This is a genomic window from Brachymonas moutaii (nom. illeg.), assembly GCF_049977365.1.
Classification (GTDB): Bacteria; Pseudomonadota; Gammaproteobacteria; order Burkholderiales; family Burkholderiaceae_C; genus Brachymonas.
Genome location: NZ_JBNGEN010000001.1, coordinates 359501 through 377122 on the forward strand (window position 1 = coordinate 359501; position 17622 = coordinate 377122).

General features: G+C 63.3%; 20 protein-coding genes. 8 read left to right on the forward strand and 12 right to left on the reverse strand.

Annotated features, from left to right (window positions below):
- Positions 1-49 precede the first annotated feature (49 nt).
- Positions 50-931 carry a DMT family transporter gene (locus ACP2WS_RS01615; protein ID WP_426459181.1) on the forward strand — a complete coding sequence of 294 codons (882 nt, stop codon included), beginning with the start codon at positions 50-52 and terminating at the stop codon, positions 929-931.
- A 112-nt stretch (positions 932-1043) separates the two neighbouring features.
- A complete protein-coding gene (locus ACP2WS_RS01620) occupies positions 1044-1919 on the forward strand; it encodes a sulfurtransferase (protein ID WP_426459183.1) in 876 nt (291 codons plus the stop codon).
- A gap of 54 nt (positions 1920-1973) precedes the next feature.
- On the opposite strand, the gene polA is transcribed toward ACP2WS_RS01620, so the two are convergent.
- Positions 1974-4826, reverse strand: a complete 2853-nt coding sequence (polA, locus tag ACP2WS_RS01625) for a DNA polymerase I (RefSeq protein WP_426459185.1) — start codon at positions 4824-4826, stop codon at positions 1974-1976.
- A gap of 187 nt (positions 4827-5013) precedes the next feature.
- Between polA and ACP2WS_RS01630 the strand changes: the two genes are divergently transcribed.
- The 3 genes from ACP2WS_RS01630 to ACP2WS_RS01640 all read left to right on the forward strand — a co-directional run bounded on the left by ACP2WS_RS01630 (position 5014) and on the right by ACP2WS_RS01640 (position 7295).
- On the forward strand, positions 5014-5391 hold the full coding sequence (locus tag ACP2WS_RS01630) for a hypothetical protein (RefSeq protein ID WP_426459187.1): 378 nt from the start codon (positions 5014-5016) through the stop codon (positions 5389-5391).
- Between the two features lie 117 nt (positions 5392-5508).
- A complete protein-coding gene (locus ACP2WS_RS01635) occupies positions 5509-6486 on the forward strand; it encodes a homoserine kinase (protein ID WP_426459189.1) in 978 nt (325 codons plus the stop codon).
- Positions 6477-7295, forward strand: coding sequence for a BPSS1780 family membrane protein (locus tag ACP2WS_RS01640; RefSeq protein WP_426459191.1), 819 nt, complete (start codon positions 6477-6479; stop codon positions 7293-7295). The genes ACP2WS_RS01635 and ACP2WS_RS01640 overlap by 10 nt, the downstream gene beginning before the upstream one ends.
- Positions 7296-7385: 90 nt before the next feature.
- Here ACP2WS_RS01640 and trmD read toward each other — a convergent pair whose 3' ends face one another.
- The 5 genes from trmD to ACP2WS_RS01665 form a co-directional block, all read right to left on the reverse strand.
- Positions 7386-8180 carry a tRNA (guanosine(37)-N1)-methyltransferase TrmD gene (gene trmD, locus ACP2WS_RS01645; RefSeq protein WP_426459193.1) on the reverse strand — a complete coding sequence of 265 codons (795 nt, stop codon included), beginning with the start codon at positions 8178-8180 and terminating at the stop codon, positions 7386-7388.
- A gap of 21 nt (positions 8181-8201) precedes the next feature.
- Positions 8202-8789, reverse strand: a complete 588-nt coding sequence (gene rimM / locus ACP2WS_RS01650) for a ribosome maturation factor RimM (RefSeq protein WP_426459195.1) — start codon at positions 8787-8789, stop codon at positions 8202-8204.
- 168 nt (positions 8790-8957) lie between these two features.
- Positions 8958-9215, reverse strand: coding sequence for a 30S ribosomal protein S16 (rpsP, locus tag ACP2WS_RS01655; protein ID WP_426459197.1), 258 nt, complete (start codon positions 9213-9215; stop codon positions 8958-8960).
- 208 nt (positions 9216-9423) lie between these two features.
- Entirely contained in the window at positions 9424-10443 is a 1020-nt protein-coding gene (locus ACP2WS_RS01660) for an inorganic phosphate transporter (protein WP_374490855.1), read from the reverse strand.
- Positions 10444-10564: 121 nt separating this feature from the next.
- Positions 10565-11212, reverse strand: coding sequence for a DUF47 domain-containing protein (locus ACP2WS_RS01665; protein WP_374490857.1), 648 nt, complete (start codon positions 11210-11212; stop codon positions 10565-10567).
- A gap of 223 nt (positions 11213-11435) precedes the next feature.
- Here ACP2WS_RS01665 and ACP2WS_RS01670 point away from each other — a divergent pair, with 223 nt between their 5' ends.
- Positions 11436-12185, forward strand: a complete 750-nt coding sequence (locus ACP2WS_RS01670) for an RluA family pseudouridine synthase (RefSeq protein WP_426459200.1) — start codon at positions 11436-11438, stop codon at positions 12183-12185.
- 36 nt (positions 12186-12221) lie between these two features.
- Positions 12222-13250: a GTP 3',8-cyclase MoaA gene (gene moaA / locus ACP2WS_RS01675; protein WP_426459202.1), complete on the forward strand. Its 1029-nt coding sequence runs from the start codon at positions 12222-12224 to the stop codon at positions 13248-13250.
- A 42-nt stretch (positions 13251-13292) separates the two neighbouring features.
- Here moaA and mog read toward each other — a convergent pair whose 3' ends face one another.
- The 6 genes from mog to mobB are packed head-to-tail and all read right to left on the reverse strand — an operon-like array spanning position 13293 to position 17064.
- Complete coding sequence (gene mog / locus ACP2WS_RS01680; RefSeq protein ID WP_426459204.1) at positions 13293-13889, reverse strand: molybdopterin adenylyltransferase; 597 nt, start codon at positions 13887-13889, stop codon at positions 13293-13295.
- Positions 13882-15105 carry a molybdopterin molybdotransferase MoeA gene (locus ACP2WS_RS01685; protein WP_426459206.1) on the reverse strand — a complete coding sequence of 408 codons (1224 nt, stop codon included), beginning with the start codon at positions 15103-15105 and terminating at the stop codon, positions 13882-13884. Before ACP2WS_RS01685 ends, mog begins: the two co-directional genes overlap by 8 nt.
- Complete coding sequence (gene mobA / locus ACP2WS_RS01690) at positions 15098-15739, reverse strand: molybdenum cofactor guanylyltransferase MobA (RefSeq protein ID WP_426459208.1); 642 nt, start codon at positions 15737-15739, stop codon at positions 15098-15100. Before mobA ends, ACP2WS_RS01685 begins: the two co-directional genes overlap by 8 nt.
- Positions 15736-16200 carry a molybdenum cofactor biosynthesis protein MoaE gene (locus ACP2WS_RS01695; RefSeq protein WP_426459210.1) on the reverse strand — a complete coding sequence of 155 codons (465 nt, stop codon included), beginning with the start codon at positions 16198-16200 and terminating at the stop codon, positions 15736-15738. The genes mobA and ACP2WS_RS01695 overlap by 4 nt, the downstream gene beginning before the upstream one ends.
- A gap of 4 nt (positions 16201-16204) precedes the next feature.
- Positions 16205-16456: a MoaD/ThiS family protein gene (locus tag ACP2WS_RS01700; RefSeq protein ID WP_426459212.1), complete on the reverse strand. Its 252-nt coding sequence runs from the start codon at positions 16454-16456 to the stop codon at positions 16205-16207.
- Entirely contained in the window at positions 16453-17064 is a 612-nt protein-coding gene (gene mobB / locus ACP2WS_RS01705) for a molybdopterin-guanine dinucleotide biosynthesis protein B (RefSeq protein WP_426459214.1), read from the reverse strand. The genes ACP2WS_RS01700 and mobB overlap by 4 nt, the downstream gene beginning before the upstream one ends.
- Positions 17065-17093: 29 nt before the next feature.
- Between mobB and moaC the strand changes: the two genes are divergently transcribed.
- On the forward strand, positions 17094-17585 hold the full coding sequence (gene moaC / locus ACP2WS_RS01710) for a cyclic pyranopterin monophosphate synthase MoaC (RefSeq protein ID WP_426459216.1): 492 nt from the start codon (positions 17094-17096) through the stop codon (positions 17583-17585).
- Positions 17586-17622 lie beyond the last annotated feature (37 nt).

Consider the following 17622-nt stretch of genomic DNA (forward strand, 5'->3'; position numbering starts at 1 on the left):
CCACCCTGCTGGACGGGCCTTTTTTAACCGCTCCCGTATCTGACATCGCATGCAAGCCCTCTGGATGGCGCTCGGCGCCCTGTTCTTTGCCATGATGGGGGTCTGCATCAAGCTCGCATCCAGTTCCTACCAGACCATGGAGATCGTGATGTACCGGGGGCTCACGGGCATCGTGATGTTCGCGGTGATGCTGCGCATGAGCGGGCTGTCGCTGGCCACGCCCGTACCCCGGCTGCATGTGCAGCGCAATGCTGCCGGCATTGCGGCCATGTCGCTGTGGTTCTACGCCATCGGACACCTGCCCTTCGCCACGGCCATGACGCTCAACAACATGAGCAGCGTGTGGATCGGCACGATCCTGATTGCCGGTGCCTGGTGGAAAACCCGCAGAATGGCCTACCCTTGGCTCTTCGTGGCCGTGGTGGCGGGATTCGTCGGCGTCGTGCTGCTGCTGGATCCGCGGTTCGAGGGCAACGCGCCTCTGCCCAGCGTGCTGGGTGTATGCTCCGGCATGCTGTCGGCCATGGCCTACATGCAGGTCAGTGCACTGGGCAAGGCAGGGGAGCCCGAATTGCGTACCGTGTTCTACTTTTCGCTCGGCACCACGCTCGTGGGCCTGGTCGGCACCCTGGTCTTCGGGGGATTCACGCCCCTGCACTGGCAGACAGCCTGGCTGCTGCCAGCCACCGGAATATTTGCCTCACTCGGTCAGCTGTGCCTGACACGGGCCTATACCCGGGGATCGACGCTGGTGGTTGCCACACTGCAATACCTGGGGCTGGTATATGCTTCTCTCTTCAGCATTCTGCTGTTCAAGGAGCATCTGCATCCGTGGGCATGGTGGGGCATGGGCATCATCGTGCTCAGTGGAGTGGCTGCCACCTGGCTGCGGCAGCATGGGTCTGGCGCAGCGGCGCACCGCACTTCCTGATGCACGGGAACACTGCAGGCGCATTCCTCCACTTCCACCCGGCATCGCTCAGGGGCATGCGGATCGCTGACCAGAATCGCTCCTCCATTTTTCGGTCCCGAGAATCTTCGTCATGCCATCTTTTCATTCCCTTCTGATCTCCCCTGAAGAGCTGCAGCAGCTGCGTGCTGCCGGCGCTCCTGTCATGGTGTTCGATTGCAGCTTCGAGCTGTCAGATCCGGCAGCCGGTCCCCGGATGTTCGCTGCAAGCCATATTCCGGGGGCCGTCTATGCCGATCTGGACCATGCCCTGAGCACCCATGACCCTGTCCACGCTGTGAGCGCTGGTCGCCACCCGCTGCCCGACCGCGAAACCTTTGCCGCCTGGCTGAGGCACATCGGTTTCCACAACGGGATGCAGGCGGTGGTGTACGACCGCAACGGCTGCAACTACTGCGGCCGGCTCTGGTGGATGCTCCAATGGATGGGGCATGCTGCCGTCGCGGTGCTCGACGGCGGTCTGCAGGGGTGGGAGGCACAGGGCCTCCCCCTTGCCTCCGGGGAAGCCTCTGCCGCTCCTGCAACGTCTTCCGACTTCGTCATGCAGCCGGCGTTGGTGATTCTGGCCTCCACGGAAGAAGTGCTGGCACACCTGAACGCCCCTGACCGCAGGCTGGTCGATTCGCGCGGCGCACCGCGCTACCGGGGCGACGTGGAACCCATGGACCCTGTGGCAGGCCATATCCCGGGGGCTCTCAACCGCCCCTTCTCGGACAACCTGGGACCCGACGGACGATTCAAGTCCCCTGCCCAGCTGCGGGAGGAGTTCGATGCGCTTCTGGGTACCGATACAGCCCTGCCGGTGACGGTCTATTGCGGCAGCGGTGTGAGCGCAACCCCCAACGTGCTCGCACTGGCGCTGAGCGGCCGCCCGACTCCCACGCTGTACGCAGGAAGCTGGAGCGCCTGGTGCACGCACCAGCCACCGCTTCCCGTGGCCAGGGGCTGAGAAGGGCATTTCCCCTTTTTTCTCCCCGTTCGGCGGTGAGGCAGAGGCTGCCCCTCAGTGGGCACGCTCCCAGTTCGGCCCGATGCCAATCTCTGCGATCAGGGGAACATGCAGCCGTGCGACGCCTGCCATGAGCGACGGGACCTGCTCGCGCACCCAGTCGGCCTCGGATTCGGGCAGCTCGAACACCAGTTCATCGTGCACCTGCATGATCATGCGGGTGGCCATGTGCCGGTCGTCGATCGCCTTCTGCACGGCCACCATGCTTTTCTTGATGAGATCGGCCGCGGTGCCCTGCATGGGCGCATTGATGGCAGCCCGCTCGGCCCCAGCCCTGCGGGGACCGTTGGGACTGCGGATATCCGGCAGATAGAGGCGTCGTCCGAAGACCGTCTCGACATAGCCCTGTTCGCGCGCCTGTTCGCGCGTGCGCTCCATATAGGCACGCACAGCCGGATAGCGGTCGAAATACCGCTCGATGTAGTTGCGTGCCGCGCCGTTGTCGATGCCCAGGGACTTGGCAAGTCCATAGCTGCTCATGCCGTAGATAAGACCGAAATTGATGACCTTGGCATATCGGCGCTGTTCTGTGCTGACTGCCTCCGGCGACACTCCGAACACCTCCGAGGCAGTGGCACGATGGATGTCCACCCCTGTCTCAAAAGCGCGGATCAGGGCTGCATCCCCGCTGATGTGCGCCATGATGCGCAGCTCGATCTGGCTGTAGTCCGCGCTGGCAATCAGGTTGCCGGGACCTGCGACAAAGGCTTCACGGATGCGGCGCCCTTCGGGCGTGCGCACCGGAATGTTCTGCAGGTTCGGCTCGTTGCTCGACAGGCGGCCGGTGACCGCCACGGCCTGCGCATAGTGGGTATGCACCCTGCCTGTGACCGGATCAGCCATGGCGGCCAGCTTGTCTGTATAGGTGTTCTTGAGCTTGGACAGACTGCGAAACTCCAGCAGCGCACGAGGCAGCGGAAAATCCTCGGCAAGCTTTTCCAGCACCTCCTCGTCGGTACTGGGAGCACCGGAAGCCGTCTTCTTGACCACAGGCAGTCCCAGCTGTGTGAACAGCACTTCGCCGATCTGCTTGGGAGAGCCCAGATTGAAGCGCTGTCCAGCCATCTCATGGGCCTGCTGTTCGAGCGCATGCATGCGCAGCCCCAACTCGTTGCTCTGCCGCGCGAGTTCGCCGGCATCGATGAGCACACCGTTGCGTTCGACACGGAAAAGCGCCTCGCTCGTGGCCATTTCCAGCGCATAGATGTGCGCCAGCGGCTCATGAAGCTGCAACTCCGGCCACAGCCTGCGATGCACCTGCAGCGTGAAGTCGGCATCCTCGCAGGAATACACCGTGGCATCCTGCACCGGCACCTGGGCAAAGGGCTTCTGCCCTGCCCCCTTGCCGCACAGATCCTCGTAGCTCAGTCCGGTGCGCCCCAGGAACCGCAGCGCCAGACTCTCCAGGCTGTGTGGACGATGCGCCTCCAGCACATAGCTCTGCAGCATGGTGTCATGCGCATAGCCCCGAACCTCGATGCCATGGTTGGCCAGCACGTGCCGGTCATACTTGATGTGCTGGCCGAGCTTGGGCCGTGCCGCATCTTCCAGCCACGGGCGCAACTGGTCGAGCACTTCCTGCAGGGCGAGCTGCTCGCCTGCATCGGGGCCTTCGTGGGCCAAAGGAATGTAGGCCGCTTCACCGGGATGTACGCACAGGCTGATCCCTACAATACGGGCCTGCATGGCATCGAGCGAAGTGGTTTCGGTGTCGATGGCAGTGAGTTCCGCCGCATCGATGCGACGCAGCCATTCCTCGAACTGCGCCTGCGTGCGGATGGTGTCATACCGCACTTCCTGTTCGCCCGGCGCCTGTCCCTGCTCGGGAGTGATCCCCTCTGCGAACAGGTCCTCCGTATGCCCCGTCGGGACGCCATTCTGATGGGCCTCGGAGACGCGCGGCAAAGTCTTGAGCAGGCTGTTGAACTGATAGCGCAGATAGAAACTGCGCAGATCCTCCACCCGGGGCGGATGCTTGGCCAGCGCATCGAAGGACGGAAATCCCTCGATCCGGTCCCGCAGGTCGCAGTCCGTCTTGATGGTCACCAGGGTGCGGGCCGTGGGCAGCCAGGGCAGCGCCTTGCGCAGATGCTCGCCGGCCGCCCCCTTGATGTCGTCGGCATGGGCCATCACGGCATCGACTGAGCCATAGGCCTGCAGCCACTTGGCTGCCGTCTTGGGCCCCACCTTGTAGACGCCCGGGACGTTGTCCACCGGATCTCCCACCAGCGTCTGGAAATCGATCATGCGGGAAGGCGGTACCCCGAACTCGGCCTCCACCCCCGCCACGTCCCGACGCTTGCCGTTCATGGTGTCGATGATGGTGACACGCGCATCCACCAGCTGGCTCAGGTCCTTGTCCCCGCTCGACACCACCACATGCATGCCCCGATCGGAAGCGATGCGGCTCAGCGTGCCGATGACGTCATCGGCTTCCACCCCTTCGATGGCCAGCACATGCCAGCCCAGCAGTTCCACCACCTCGTGAATCAGGGCCAGCTGGCTGCGCAGATCGTCCGGCATGGGGGGACGGTTAGCCTTGTAGTCCGGGTACAGATCGTTGCGGAAGGTCTTGCCCTTGGCATCGAACACACACACGGCATAGCGGGTGGGATACTCGCGGGCCAGCGACTGCATCATGTTCACCATGATGCGCAACGCGCCGGTAGGCTGGTGCGTGCCGTCAGGCAGGGTCACGCTCCAGTTGCCCCCCGCATGAAAGGCACGATACACGTAGCTGGAGCCATCCACCAGCAGCAGCGTGTTGTCGGAAGAAGCCGAAGGCTCCCCGCTCTCAGTCGAGGCCGGGGAGGACGTGGAAGACGAAGAAAGTACCGAATCTTGCATGATGCCGTGATTGTGCCTGCAAAGCCAGCGTGGCATGGCGCACGGCCGGAGGCTCTAAAATGGAAACCTGCAATGACATCGCCTGGCCATTCCTTGCCTGTCTCACCGACAGGGGGAAAAGGATGTGCCCCGCCCCTTCGGCCCCATCGACAGTGGGCTGATTTTCTGCCCATTTTTTGTGTCCTTCATGAACTCTCGCCTTCTTCTTTCCCTGATCCTTGCAATCGGATGCCCGACCGGCAGTGCGCTGGCCCAGTCCGATGCTCAGATCGGTGTGCCCTCTTCCCCAGCGGCCTCCGGTTCCCGGGAAAGACCCCAGCCGGCCCAGCGCACCTCCGACATCGCCCCTGCGGATGCTGCACCTCGCACGCATGACCAGAAGATCGAGCACCTCCATCACAGCGACAGCGGCAGCACCATCGATGAAGTCCGCGAAGGCGGCGAAGCCCGCAGCATCAGCGTGCAGCCGCACTACGGCCATACCCCCGCCTACGACATCGTGCCGGAGCGCACCACACCCAACCCGCTGAGCGGCCAGCGGGTCTGGAACGTGCTCAAATTCTGAGTCCCCTTGCCCCTCTTGGGCATGGTTCCGGTCGCCCCCAGACCGGAATGCATCGCCTGGTCCCCTTTTCCCTATGGCCGGCTCTCCGAAGTCCGGTTCGTCCTGTCCACTGATCCCATGGCTGTATTCACCGAAGTCTCTCTGGAGGCTGCCACTTCCCTGTTCGACACTTTGCGCATCGGCAAGCTCCAGGCGCTGCAAGGCATCTCCGGCGGCATAGAGAACACCAACTACTTCGCCACCACCGACCAGGGAGAATATGTCCTCACCCTCTTCGAGCGCCTGACGGCTGAACAGCTCCCGTTTTACCTGTACCTGATGCAGCACCTGGCACTGCGTGGCATCCCCGTCCCCCAGCCTGCCGGCAACCAGGAGGGCGATATCCTGTTCACTCTGTGCGGCAAACCTGCCGCCGTGGTGAACCGGCTTGCCGGACGCAGCCAGCTGCAGCCCCTGCCCGTGCATTGCGCAGCCGTGGGCCAGACCCTGGCGCGCATGCACCTCGCCGCCCGTGACTACCCGCGCCAGCAGCCCAATCTGCGCGGTCTGGCATGGTGGAACGAAACCGCTCCCCAGGTGCTCCCCCATCTCGATGCAGAGCAGGCCACGCTCCTGCGCAGCGAACTGGCCTACCAGAACCACATCGCCGCAGGGGCCTCCTATGCCGCGCTGCCACGGGGGCCGGTCCACGCAGACCTGTTCCGTGACAATGTCATGTTCGACGGCGACATCCTTACCGGGTGCTTCGACTTCTACTTTGCCGGTGTCGACACCTGGCTGTTCGATCTGGGCGTCTGCCTCAACGACTGGTGCATCGACCATGCCACCGGAGCACTCGAACCTCGTCGAGCGGATGCCATGCTCGAAGCCTACCAAGACGTGCGCCCCCTGGAAGCAGCCGAACGTGCACTCATGCCCGCCCTGCTGCGTGCCGCTGCCCTGCGATTCTGGATCTCGCGGCTGTGGGATTATTTTCTGCCCCGCGAGGCACAGATGCTCACCCCCCATGATCCCGTGCATTTCGAACGGGTGCTGCGCGAACGCATCGCCCATCCGGTCACGGTGGCCAACTCCGGGGATTGCCCATGCGCCTGAACATCGTTCCTGCAGGACAGGGCATCCAGTGGGTACGCGAAGGCATGGCCACCTTCCGGCGCAAGCCCATCGCGCTGCTGGGGCTGTACCTGATGTTCCTGATGGTCGTGAGCCTGCTCGGAATGCTCCCCATGGTCGGGCCCGTCCTGGCCCTGCTCGTGCTCCCCGCATGCACGCTCGGCTACATGGCCGCCACGCGCAAGGTCCGTGCCGGGCTGTACCCCATGCCCACGATCCTGTTCCTGGCCTTCAGGCAGGCAGATTCCCGTCGCAGCGCCATGCTGCAGCTCGGTGCGATCTATGCGCTGGGCTTCGGCATGGTGGTGGGAGTGACCTGGCTGATCGATGGCGGGGAATTCATCCGTCTGTTCATCGAGGGTGAAAAACTCAACCAGCAGGAGATGATCCAGCGCATTCAATCGCCCGGGCTGCTCCTGTCCACGTTCACCGCTGGCGTGCTGACGACCCTTTTGTCCATGTTTTTCTGGCATGCGCCCGCACTGGTGTACTGGCATGAAGTGCCGGCACTCAAGAGCCTGTTCTTCAGCGTGGTGGCATGCCTGCGCAACTTCAAGGCTTTTTTCCTGTACGCCATGGCATGGGTGGGCATTGTCATGCTCACGATGCTCGTGGTGTCGCTGGTGATGAGCGCCATCGGAAGCATGGGCCTCATGCTGATTGCCGAACAGGTCGTCGCGGTGGTCATGGGAGCCATGTTCTTCGCCTCGCAATATTACAGCTTCCGCGACTGCTTCCTCGACGATCCAGCTCCCTCTGCAGATACTGCAGATACCGCCGAAGCCCACTGAATGCGCATACTCCTGGAGCGGGAGAGTCCAGATGCATGATGGCACGTGCCTTTGCCTGCGCCTGCAGCCGCTGGCAAGGGGCGTATCTGCTCAGTTCCCGGACGTGTCCCTGGGCGGACGGTGCAGTGCTTCGAGCTGACGTTCGTCGGCCGCGCTCCAGGTGGGAAGGCGCCTTGCCTCCTGCAGCAGATCCGGCCGGTGCATATGGGTGAGCGACACGCTCTGTGCCCGTCGCCAGCGCGCAATGGCAGCATGGTTCCCGCCGAGCAGCACGTCGGGCACCCTGCGACCCTGCCACTCTTCCGGCCGTGTGTAATGCGGGCAGTCGAGCAGGCCATCGAGAGCAGGATTGAAGCTGTCTTCCACATGACTGGCCTCGTCATGCAGCACCCCCGGCTGCAGCCTGGCCACGGCATCCAGCAGTGCCACGGCGGCAATCTCCCCCCCTGAGAGCACAAAATCCCCCAGGCTGATCTGATGCGTCACACTGGCATCGATGAACCGTTGATCCACCCCCTCGTAGCGCCCACAGACCAGCACTGCCCCTTCGCCATCCGCCCATTGCTGCACAGCGGAATGGCGCAGAGTCCGCCCCACCGGAGAGAACAGCACCACGGGAGGCAAAGCAGCAGAAGTGGCAGGATCGACTCCCCGCTCCTGCCAGATCGCTGCCAGACACTTGGCCAGTGGCTCGGCCTGCATGACCATGCCAGGGCCACCTCCGAAGGGACGGTCGTCGACGCGCCGATAGTGTCCTTCGGCAAAATCGCGCAGCTGCCACAGACGCACCTGCATCTGGCCGGAGGCATAGGCTCGACGAGTCACGCCTGTTTCCAGGTAGGGGGCAATGAGCTCCGGGAAAAGGGTAATGACGTCAAAACGCATGAAGATTCACTCGCTTGCAGCTCAGTAATCCGGCTGCCAGTCCACCAGAATGTGGTGCCCTGCCGTATCCACCTCATCCACAAAGGCATCGACAAAAGGAATCAGACGTTCGACCGGGCGGGCATCCTCGCCTTCCGGTGCGGCGGCCTCCAGCACCAGGGTGGTCTGGGGCCCCATGGACAGCAGATCCTTCACCACACCCAGCTCCACACCCTCACGGTTGCGCACGACACAGCCGATCAGATCGACCCAGTAATATTCTCCTTCGGCCGGAGCAGGGAACGCCGACCGAGGCAGAAAGATGCGCGCGCCCTTCAGCAGCTCTGCGCTGTCCCGGGTTTCGATGGCAGCCGACTGGGCGACCAGCCCATCGCCATGCGCACGCACCTGACGCACCGCCAGATCCAGCACACCACCGAAGTGGCGCGCCCCCCGCTCTGCCGGCAGCAGATGCCAGATCTTGGCCTTCTGCAGGGCATCTGGAGCCGTGCTGTAGGGAATGATCTTGAACCAGCCACGCACACCCCACGGCTCACCGATGCGTGCAACCTCCACGGCATCCTCCGGAAGAGAGGATGGAGCGAGCAAGGTGGCGAGGTCTGGAGTCATGATGCGCGAAGAAGAGAGAACGAATAAAAGATGAGGCAGGGAAGCGCAAGGCCAACCCAGCCGTGCGCCATTGCAGGTCTGCACCTGCACCATAGGGGCTTTTCAGAAAAAGCAAAGCCCAGTGGAAACCACTGGGCTTTGCCCGGATACCGGCACTGGGCCGACCGATCAGGCTGCTGCCACTTGCTTGGACAGCTGCTTGACCAGGCGATCCACGGTGGGAGATGCCTGTGCACCCACGCTCTTCCAGTAGTTCAGGCGGTCCAGAGCGATACGCAAGCCTTCTTCACCATCCTTGGCGCTGGGATTGTAGAAACCCAGGCGCTCGATGAAGCTGCCATCACGACGCACGCGCTTGTCGGCCACGACCACATTGAAAAACGGACGGGCCTTGGCGCCGCCACGGGAGAGTCGAATAACGACCATGATCAAATCCTTCGGGTGGAAAAATTCTTCCAGTGCTTGAGACACGCAACTGGCCACCCGGCCAGCGACAACACTGAAAACGTGTGATTATAAAGGGAAAATGCCTGTTTCATCTACCCTGAAAGTCGCAGAAACAGACCCTGTGTGGCAGAAACAGGGCATGGCATGACCATGCCCTATGGCCTCAAGCCCGGTCGTGCCGGCGCAGTCAGGCGTGTGCGAACAGCACCAGACTCAGGTAATACCCCAGGCCCGCCACCAGAGCGCTTGCCGGAATGGTGAGAATCCACGCCCAGACGATGTTCCCAGCGACACCCCAGCGTACGGCGCTGGCCCGCTGGGTCGACCCGACTCCGACGATGGCACCGGTGATGGTGTGTGTGGTAGACACCGGCACCCCGAGTGCCGTGGCCAGGAACAGGGTCATGGCCCCGCCAGTCTCTGCACAGAACCCCCCTACCGGCTTGAGCTTGGTGAGCTTCTGCCCCATGGTGCGCACAATGCGCCAGCCACCGAACACCGTTCCCATGGAAATGGCGGTGTAGCACAGCAGAATCGTCCAAGTGGGTGGACTGCTCTCGCCTGCCTTGGCAAAGCCGGTGGCGATCAGCAGCATCCAGATGATGCCGATGGTCTTCTGTGCATCGTTGCCTCCATGCCCAAGGCTGTAGGCGCCGGCGGAAAGCAGCTGCAGCCGGCGGAAATAGCGATCGACGGCCCCGGGCCGGGTATGGCGGAAGACCCAGGACACCAGCACCATCATGAGCGATCCGAGCACGAATCCCAGCAGTGGCGACAGCACGATGAACAGCACCGTCTTGCCGATACCGCCCCACAGCAGGGATGCGGCTCCCCCCTTGGCCACCACAGCCCCCACGATGCCGCCGATCAGGGCATGGGAAGAGCTGCTGGGAATGCCGAAGAACCAGGTGATGACATTCCAGACAATGGCTCCCGTGAGCGCGCCGAACACGACATGGATGTCGACCATGCCGGGCGACACAATGCCCTTGCCCACGGTTGCCGCCACGCTCAGATGGAAGATGAACACGGCCAGAAAATTGAAGAAGGCCGCGAACACCACCGCCTGCACCGGCTTGAGCACTCCGGTGGACACCACCGTGGCGATGGAGTTGGCGGCATCATGGAAGCCGTTCATGAAGTCGAAGATCACGGCAAGCATGACCAGAATGATGACGATCCACAATGCGCTTGAAGCGGCCTGCATGGTATTCCCTGTTGGTCTGTGAAATGGCGCCCTTGAGGCGCATCCGGTGCCTGCACCGTTCTGCCCGCGGGCAGAAAACACAGTGCAGGAGAGTCCGGTGCCCGAGGCGCCGCGCGGATGCTCAGGAGTTTTCGAGCACCACGCCCTCGACGATCTTGGCGACGTCCTCGCAGCGGTCGCTGACGCTTTCGAGCACTTCGTAGACCGCCTTGAGCTTGATGAGCTCACGCACATCCGTCTCCTGGCGGAACAGACGGCTCATGGCTTCGCGCTGCACCTGATCGGCTTCGGATTCAAGCTCGTCGATGCGCGCGCACTGGCGTACCACCTGAGCAGCAGTTTCCTGCTTCTGCAGCCGGGGCAGACCTTCGATGGCGCCCTGCAGTGCCTCGCAGCAGCGCAGGGTGATTTCAGTGAGGTTGACGATGTCGGGCGTCATCGCATGGATGTCGTAGAGCGACATGGTCTCGGTGCAGTCCTGGATCAGGTCGACCACGTCATCCATGGTGTCGATCAGCTGGTGGATCTGGTCCCGGTCAATGGGCGTGATGAAGGTCTTGCGCAAGGCCACGCTGACATGCTGGTTGATGCCATCGGCCTGCTGCTCGGCCTCGTCGACTTCGCGGTTGAATTTCTCGCGCGCCACGGGATCCGCATAGTTGGCCACCATTTGGGAAAAGGCCCGTGCGGCAGTGACAATGCAGGCCGCATGCTGATCGAGCAGCTCGTAGAAATTCTGGTCGTGCGGAAGAAGCTTGCTGAGGAACATGCGTATACCTGAAGACGATACCGATGCAGGCAATGGCCAGTGCCATTCCTGTTCGCACGGAAGCGAACTCTCGTGCGATTTGACAAAATCATGACACCCTAGAGTTTACCCGAGCGGACTGCAGCTCCCGCAGACCGCAGGGCCCAATTTCGTGCGTGCATGGCCTGCTCTGGCCATCGCACGTGACCATTTTTCGTGCATATACAGCCCTTTATTCCCATTCATGACTTCCCATGCACACTTTTCGGTGATCCACGAGGATGCACATCTGCTGGTGCTGGACAAGCCGGCCGATCTGCTGAGTGTTCCGGGACGCGGCGCAGATCGCCAGGATTGTCTGGCCCGCCGCGTGCAGACAATCTGGCCCGAGGCACTGATCGTGCATCGCCTGGACATGGCCACCAGCGGCCTGCTGGTCATGGCCCGGAGTGCTGCCGTGCACCGGAGTCTGAGCATGGCTTTTGCTGCGCGGCAGGTGCACAAGCGCTATGTCGCCGTGGTGGAGGGCGTGCTGCCGCAGACCGCTCTCGATGCGGAAGGCTGGTCCACCATCGATGCCCCGCTGATCGTCGACTGGCCTCATCGTCCGCGCAGCAAGATCGATCCAGTGCTGGGCAAGCCCAGCCTCACGCGCTGGAGGGTTCTGCCTGCCGATGCTGCGGCACATTCGGGCATGCTGACCCCGGACTGGCATCGCCCCGACGACGCCCACACGGTGCTGGAGCTGGCGCCTGTGACCGGACGCTCCCACCAGCTGCGGGTGCATCTGCAGTCGCTGGGACACCCCATTGCCGGAGACACCCTGTACGGCTCGCCCGAAAACCAGGCCATGGCCCCCCGCCTGCTGCTGCATGCCTGCATGCTTGAACTGGTTCACCCCTGCACCGGCGCGCACATGCGCTGGGATTGCCCAACGAATTTCGCGGTTCCCACCCGCAATCCATGCCCGTCCGAAGGGGAAATTTTCCCTTGATCCGCTCGTATCACCCGTTGCCGGGACAATGGCCGCATGTTCTCCCCTTCCTCTCAGCCTACCGACGCGGCCCTGCCACCGGCATCCGACAGTCTGCGTGACCGATTCGGGCGAAGCATCGACTACGTTCGCATTTCGGTGACGGATCGCTGCGACCTGCGCTGCAGCTACTGCATTCCCAAGGGATTCCGCGACTTCGAGGAGCCTGCCCATTGGCTGACTTTTGACGAAATCGTGCGAGTGGCAGCGGCCTTTGCGCGATTGGGCACCCGGAGATTCCGGCTGACGGGGGGCGAGCCTCTGCTCCGGCGCAATCTGCCTGAGCTGATCGCGCGGCTCGCACAGCTGCCACAGGTGGAGGATCTGTCGCTCACCACCAACGGCACACAGCTGGCACGCCATGCACAGGCGCTGCGCGATGCCGGCCTGCACCGCCTCAACGTCAGCCTGGACTCGCTGCGCGGAGATTGCGTACAGGCCATCACCGGCAGCGACAGTCTGCCCCGGGTACTGGCCGGTCTGGAGGCCGCCCAGCAGGCCGGCTTCCGGCGCATCAAGATCAACATGGTGCCCATGGTGGGGGTGAATGATTCGGATGTCGACGACATGGTGGCCTTCTGCATCGAACGCGGCTTCGTGCTGCGCCTCATCGAGGCCATGCCCATGGGACATACCGGGCAACAAACCCAGGGCATGCCCTTCGAGCAGGTCATGGAGCGCCTGCAGGCACGACACGGTCTGGTTCCCGACACTGCCCCCCTGGGGGGCGGCCCTGCCCGCTACTGGAGCAGTCCTGCCACTGGCTTCACCCTGGGCCTGATCACGCCCATGTCGCAGCACTTCTGCGCCAGCTGCAACCGCGTGCGACTGGCTGTGGATGGCACTCTGTACATGTGTCTGGGCCAGAACGACGATTTTGCGCTGCGCGAGCGGCTGCGCAGCGGTTGCAGCGAAACCGATCTGGAAGAGGCGCTCCGGCAGGCCATCGAGCTCAAGCCCGAACGCCATGAATTCAACGAAAAGCCCGAGCAGACGGTTCGCTTCATGTCCATGACCGGGGGCTGACCTTCCAGCGTCAGAAGGCTCCAGCTCTGGAGCACGCCGATGCTACTTTTTCTTCGGCCGAAAGGCAGTGACGATTTCAGGTCGGGTGGTCAGATACGGTCCCCCCATCAGTTCGATGCAATAGGGCACTGAGGCAAAGATGCCGTGGACCACCACCCTGCCCTCCGCATCGCGCACGCCTCCGAGCGTTTCCTGAATCGACTTGGGACGGCCAGGAAGATTCAGAATCAGACTTTGGCCACGAATGACACCCACCTGCCGCGACAGAATGGCTGTGGGCACGTAGTACAGACTGATCTGCCGCATCTGCTCGCCAAAGCCGGGCATGACCCTGTCGGCCACAGCCAGCGTGGCATCCGGAGTCACATCGCGCGGTGCAGGCCCTGTTCCCCCGGTCGTCAGCACCAGGCTGCACGCTTCGTCATCCACCAGTGCGCGAAGAGTTTGCTCGATGACGGGCTGCTCGTCCGGAATGAGTCGCTCCACCCACTCCACAGGATTGTCGAGCGCCGAGGTCAGCCAGGCGCGCAGGGCCGGCAATCCCTCATCCCGGTACACCCCAGTGCTGGCACGATCGCTCACCGATACGAGGCCGATCCGCACGGAAGGCAGGGAAACAGAAGCATCAGCATCAGACATGGGAAACACTCCAGGATTTCAGGGGCAGGGGATACACGGTGAGGAGATCGCCTTCTCGTACTGGCGTATCCGGCGGGACTTCCATAAGGGCATTGGCCTCCACACAGGCCGACAGCATGGCGGAGCCCTGTCCCTGCAGGGCACGCACTGCCCAACGGCCATCCTCGCAGGGGGTCATCACGGCGCGCAGGAATTCACGACGCGGTTCGCGCTTGCTCCGTGCAAAGGAAGACACTGCCTGGAAGGAAGCAGGTCGGACTGCCGAAGCAGGCTGTCCCTGCAACCGGCGCAGTGCGGGAGCCACCATCTGATGGAAGGTGACGAATGTGGCCACTGGATTGCCCGGGAGCATGAAGACGTGGGCTCTGCCGGCCGTTCCCCAGGCAAAGGGCTTGCCGGGCTTGATGGCAAGCTTCCAGACTTCCAGGTGCCCGATCGCCTCCAGCGCAGCCCGTACATGGTCTTCCTCTCCGACAGAGACGCCGCCGCTGGTCAGAACCACATCGGCCTGTTCCACCGCCTCCTGCAGGCGCATGCGGGTCACGCTGGCCTCATCAGGCAGGATGCCCCCATCGATGACTTCGACAGACAGCCCGGCCAGCCATGCCAGCAGCTGATAGCGGTTGGCGTCCCAGATCTGCCCAGAGGCCAGCGTTTCACCAGGCTGCCGCAGCTCGTTGCCGCTCGAAAACACCATGACCCGCAGAGGCCTGGTCACGGACAGACAGGCATGTCCCTGGCTGGCCGCCAGTGCGATGGCCGCTGCGTCCAGCACCGTGCCGGGTGCCAGCAGCACGGCGCCGGCTGCGTATTCCTCTGCCCGCCTGCGGATGTTGCTGCCTGCCCGGGGCGCCTGCTCCATGTGGACCAGGGTGCCGTCGCGCTGGGTCTGTTCCTGCGGAACCACGGCCGTGGCCCCAGCCGGAACTGGTGCTCCGGTGAAGATGCGTGCGGCCTCCCCTTCGCGCAGCGGGGAGCTGGCTGCATCGCCCGCAGCGATCCGGTCGACCACCGTGAATGTTGTGAGATGCCCGGAGGTGTCGGCTACGACATAGCCATCCATGGCACTGTTGTCGAACAGGGGCGTGTCCTGACACGCCACCACTGAATTCGCCAGCACCCGCCCTACGCATTGGGCAAGCGGCAGATCATGTCCCCCGACAGGCCCCGGCAGGGCATCGAGCAACTGTGTCAGTGCCTCGTGGTAATCAAGCATGGGATTCCTTCCATTTCTGTTCGAGCCGGAGCAATGCCCCCGGCGTATTCGCATTGACAAAACCGGCAGCAAGATCCTCGCAGTCGACTGCGATGGAATGGCGGCGGGCAATCCAGCCACGCAGACTTCTGCCACCTTCTTCCAGATATTCCGCCACAGAGGCAAGGGCTGCCCAGGTCGCCAGGAGCATGGCGGGCTGAGGCCCTGCTTCCGTGCAGGGATAGGCCACCTCCAGACCGGGATTTTTCTCCCAGGCGGCCGCCAGCCTGGCCACCAGTGTCGAGGGAAATTCAGGCGTGTCGCAGGGTGCGAGCTGAACCCATGCCCCACGGTACAGCACCGCCCCTGGAGATGCAGTGGCATGCAGTGCCTGCAGGCTGGCCAGTGCGGCGAGCGGCCCCATGCCCTGCCATGCCGGCGCATCGCCCCAGACAGGAACACCCAGCTCGGCATAAGCCGTCAGGTGTCTGTTGGCGCTGATGCATGCACAGGCCACCTGGGGCATGAGCCGTTCCAGCACATGGGCCACCATGGGTCGATTGCCGAGCGGCAGCAGTCCCTTGTCGCGCCCCCCCATGCGTCGTCCCTCTCCGCCTGCCAGCACGAGTCCAAGGATCCTGGTGCGGTCGGTCATGCCGATTCCCAGCGCTGCCGTGCCTCGCTGTCGCTGTGCCGTGCCTCGACCCATTGATGGCTGCCATCGGCAAATTCCTCGCGTTTCCAGAACGGGGCCTCGGTCTTGAGGTAGTCCATCAGGTATTCCGCAGCGGCAAACGACGCACGCCGGTGTGGCGAAGCCGTCAGCACGAGCACGATGCCTTCTCCAGGCTCCAGACGCCCCACGCGATGGACCACACGGCACGCAGTGATCGGCCACCGGCGGCCGGCTTCCTGGGCGATGCGTGCGATCTCCGACTCGGTGAGTCCGGGATAATGCTCCAGATGCAGCGCTGCCAGCGGATGGGCATGGTCACAAGCCCGCACCATGCCCTGAAAAGCCACCAGCGCTCCTGCATCTCCCGCCTGCTCGCGCAGCAGCCGCTCCTCGGTTGCCATCTCAAAGGGCTCGGGCCCTACATCCACCTTGAGCCACATGGTGTCATCCCCCCGTGACCGGAGGCAGAATGCCGACCTCGGCCCCATCCGGCACGGGCGTATCGCCGTGAGCGATCTGCCGGTTCACGGCGACCCTGAAGACCTGCCCTGGAGCCAGCACCTCGGCCCAATGGGCATCCCGGCTGCGCAGCTGGGCGAGCAGCGTGTCGCTGGTGCAGCCAGCCGTCCAGGCGAGTTCCTCGGCCTCGGTGCCCAGGCGCTCCCTGAGGGCACCGAAATACAGAATTCTGATCATCTCTGTGAACTTGATTGAACTGATGAAAGCAATGGATACAGGCACCCCTGCCTCCATTGCGCAAGCACGAAGTCTGCCACAGACTCGACGGCATCAAGATTGAGAACAGGCAAGGAACATGCACCGGCAAGGTCTTCCATGGCATCGGTGGCCACTGCGATCACGCAGGGATCTTCCCCGTACCGCGGAGTCCGGCCAAGCGCAGGACGCCATACCTCGATCTTGGGAATCTGCAGATGCTTCTGCCCTTCGATCAGCACCAGATCGACCGGTGCCATCCGCGCCAGCTGCGCGGTCAGGTCGGGAGATTGTGCGGTCTCGACAAACAGACCCCACCGATGCGGACTCACCACCATCACCTCGGCAGCTCCAGCCAATCGGTGCCGGGCACTGTCCTTGCCTTCCGCGTCAAGCACGATGTCATGATGGCTGTGCTTGATGGTGGACACCCGCATCCCGCTCAGGCACAAGGCAGGCAGCAGCCGCTCGATCAGCGTGGTCTTGCCGCTGCCGGACCACCCCACAATCCCCAGCACCGCCTGTTGCCGTGCGGGCTTGCAGGACGCTGCAGCGGCCCTCCCCTCCTCAGCCACTACACTATCGCCCATCGCACACCTCTTGTTTCGGATTGCACAGCATGTCCTCCCTCACGCATTTTGACACCAGCGGACAGGCCCACATGGTCGATGTGGGCCACAAGGAAATGACCCGGCGCGTGGCCACCGCCACCGGGCATATTTCCATGCAGCCGGCCACCTTTGCCCTGCTGCAGGAAGGCAGCGCCAAGAAAGGGGATGTGATTGGCGTGGCACGCCTGGCGGCCATTCAGGGAACCAAGCAGACGGCTTCCCTGATTCCGCTGTGTCACCCTCTGGCACTGACCCATGTGCATGTGGAATTCACGCAGAGCGACGCGCACCACCAGGTACACATTCAGGTCACCACCGAGACTGTGGGACGCACAGGGGTGGAAATGGAAGCCCTGTCCGGAGTCATGGCTGGCCTGCTGACCGTCTATGACATGCTCAAGGCTGTGGACCGCGGCATGCACATCGACGGCATCCGCCTGCTGGCCAAGAGCGGCGGCAAGAGCGGCACCTGGACGGCACCTGCCGAGATGGAAAACTGAGCGCGGTCAGCTCCTGAGCCAAGCCCGTGGGCTGCAT

What these genes read in the sequence shown, in the direction of transcription:
- mobB (WP_426459214.1), bottom strand. Translation starts at nt 17,064, where the DNA reads ATGGGCGATAGTGTAGTGGCTGAGGAGGGGAGGGCCGCTGCAGCGTCC.
- moaA (WP_426459202.1), top strand. Translation starts at nt 12,222, where the DNA reads ATGTTCTCCCCTTCCTCTCAGCCTACCGACGCGGCCCTGCCACCGGCA.
- trmD (WP_426459193.1), bottom strand. Translation starts at nt 8,180, where the DNA reads ATGCGTTTTGACGTCATTACCCTTTTCCCGGAGCTCATTGCCCCCTAC.
- ACP2WS_RS01665 (WP_374490857.1), bottom strand. Translation starts at nt 11,212, where the DNA reads ATGTTCCTCAGCAAGCTTCTTCCGCACGACCAGAATTTCTACGAGCTG.
- mog (WP_426459204.1), bottom strand. Translation starts at nt 13,889, where the DNA reads ATGTCTGATGCTGATGCTTCTGTTTCCCTGCCTTCCGTGCGGATCGGC.
- ACP2WS_RS01700 (WP_426459212.1), bottom strand. Translation starts at nt 16,456, where the DNA reads ATGATCAGAATTCTGTATTTCGGTGCCCTCAGGGAGCGCCTGGGCACC.
- ACP2WS_RS01620 (WP_426459183.1), top strand. Translation starts at nt 1,044, where the DNA reads ATGCCATCTTTTCATTCCCTTCTGATCTCCCCTGAAGAGCTGCAGCAG.
- moaC (WP_426459216.1), top strand. Translation starts at nt 17,094, where the DNA reads ATGTCCTCCCTCACGCATTTTGACACCAGCGGACAGGCCCACATGGTC.
- polA (WP_426459185.1), bottom strand. Translation starts at nt 4,826, where the DNA reads ATGCAAGATTCGGTACTTTCTTCGTCTTCCACGTCCTCCCCGGCCTCG.
- ACP2WS_RS01630 (WP_426459187.1), top strand. Translation starts at nt 5,014, where the DNA reads ATGAACTCTCGCCTTCTTCTTTCCCTGATCCTTGCAATCGGATGCCCG.
- rpsP (WP_426459197.1), bottom strand. Translation starts at nt 9,215, where the DNA reads ATGGTCGTTATTCGACTCTCCCGTGGCGGCGCCAAGGCCCGTCCGTTT.
- ACP2WS_RS01695 (WP_426459210.1), bottom strand. Translation starts at nt 16,200, where the DNA reads ATGTGGCTCAAGGTGGATGTAGGGCCCGAGCCCTTTGAGATGGCAACC.
- ACP2WS_RS01640 (WP_426459191.1), top strand. Translation starts at nt 6,477, where the DNA reads ATGCGCCTGAACATCGTTCCTGCAGGACAGGGCATCCAGTGGGTACGC.
- ACP2WS_RS01635 (WP_426459189.1), top strand. Translation starts at nt 5,509, where the DNA reads ATGGCTGTATTCACCGAAGTCTCTCTGGAGGCTGCCACTTCCCTGTTC.
- rimM (WP_426459195.1), bottom strand. Translation starts at nt 8,789, where the DNA reads ATGACTCCAGACCTCGCCACCTTGCTCGCTCCATCCTCTCTTCCGGAG.
- ACP2WS_RS01615 (WP_426459181.1), top strand. Translation starts at nt 50, where the DNA reads ATGCAAGCCCTCTGGATGGCGCTCGGCGCCCTGTTCTTTGCCATGATG.
- ACP2WS_RS01670 (WP_426459200.1), top strand. Translation starts at nt 11,436, where the DNA reads ATGACTTCCCATGCACACTTTTCGGTGATCCACGAGGATGCACATCTG.
- mobA (WP_426459208.1), bottom strand. Translation starts at nt 15,739, where the DNA reads ATGACCGACCGCACCAGGATCCTTGGACTCGTGCTGGCAGGCGGAGAG.
- ACP2WS_RS01685 (WP_426459206.1), bottom strand. Translation starts at nt 15,105, where the DNA reads ATGCTTGATTACCACGAGGCACTGACACAGTTGCTCGATGCCCTGCCG.
- ACP2WS_RS01660 (WP_374490855.1), bottom strand. Translation starts at nt 10,443, where the DNA reads ATGCAGGCCGCTTCAAGCGCATTGTGGATCGTCATCATTCTGGTCATG.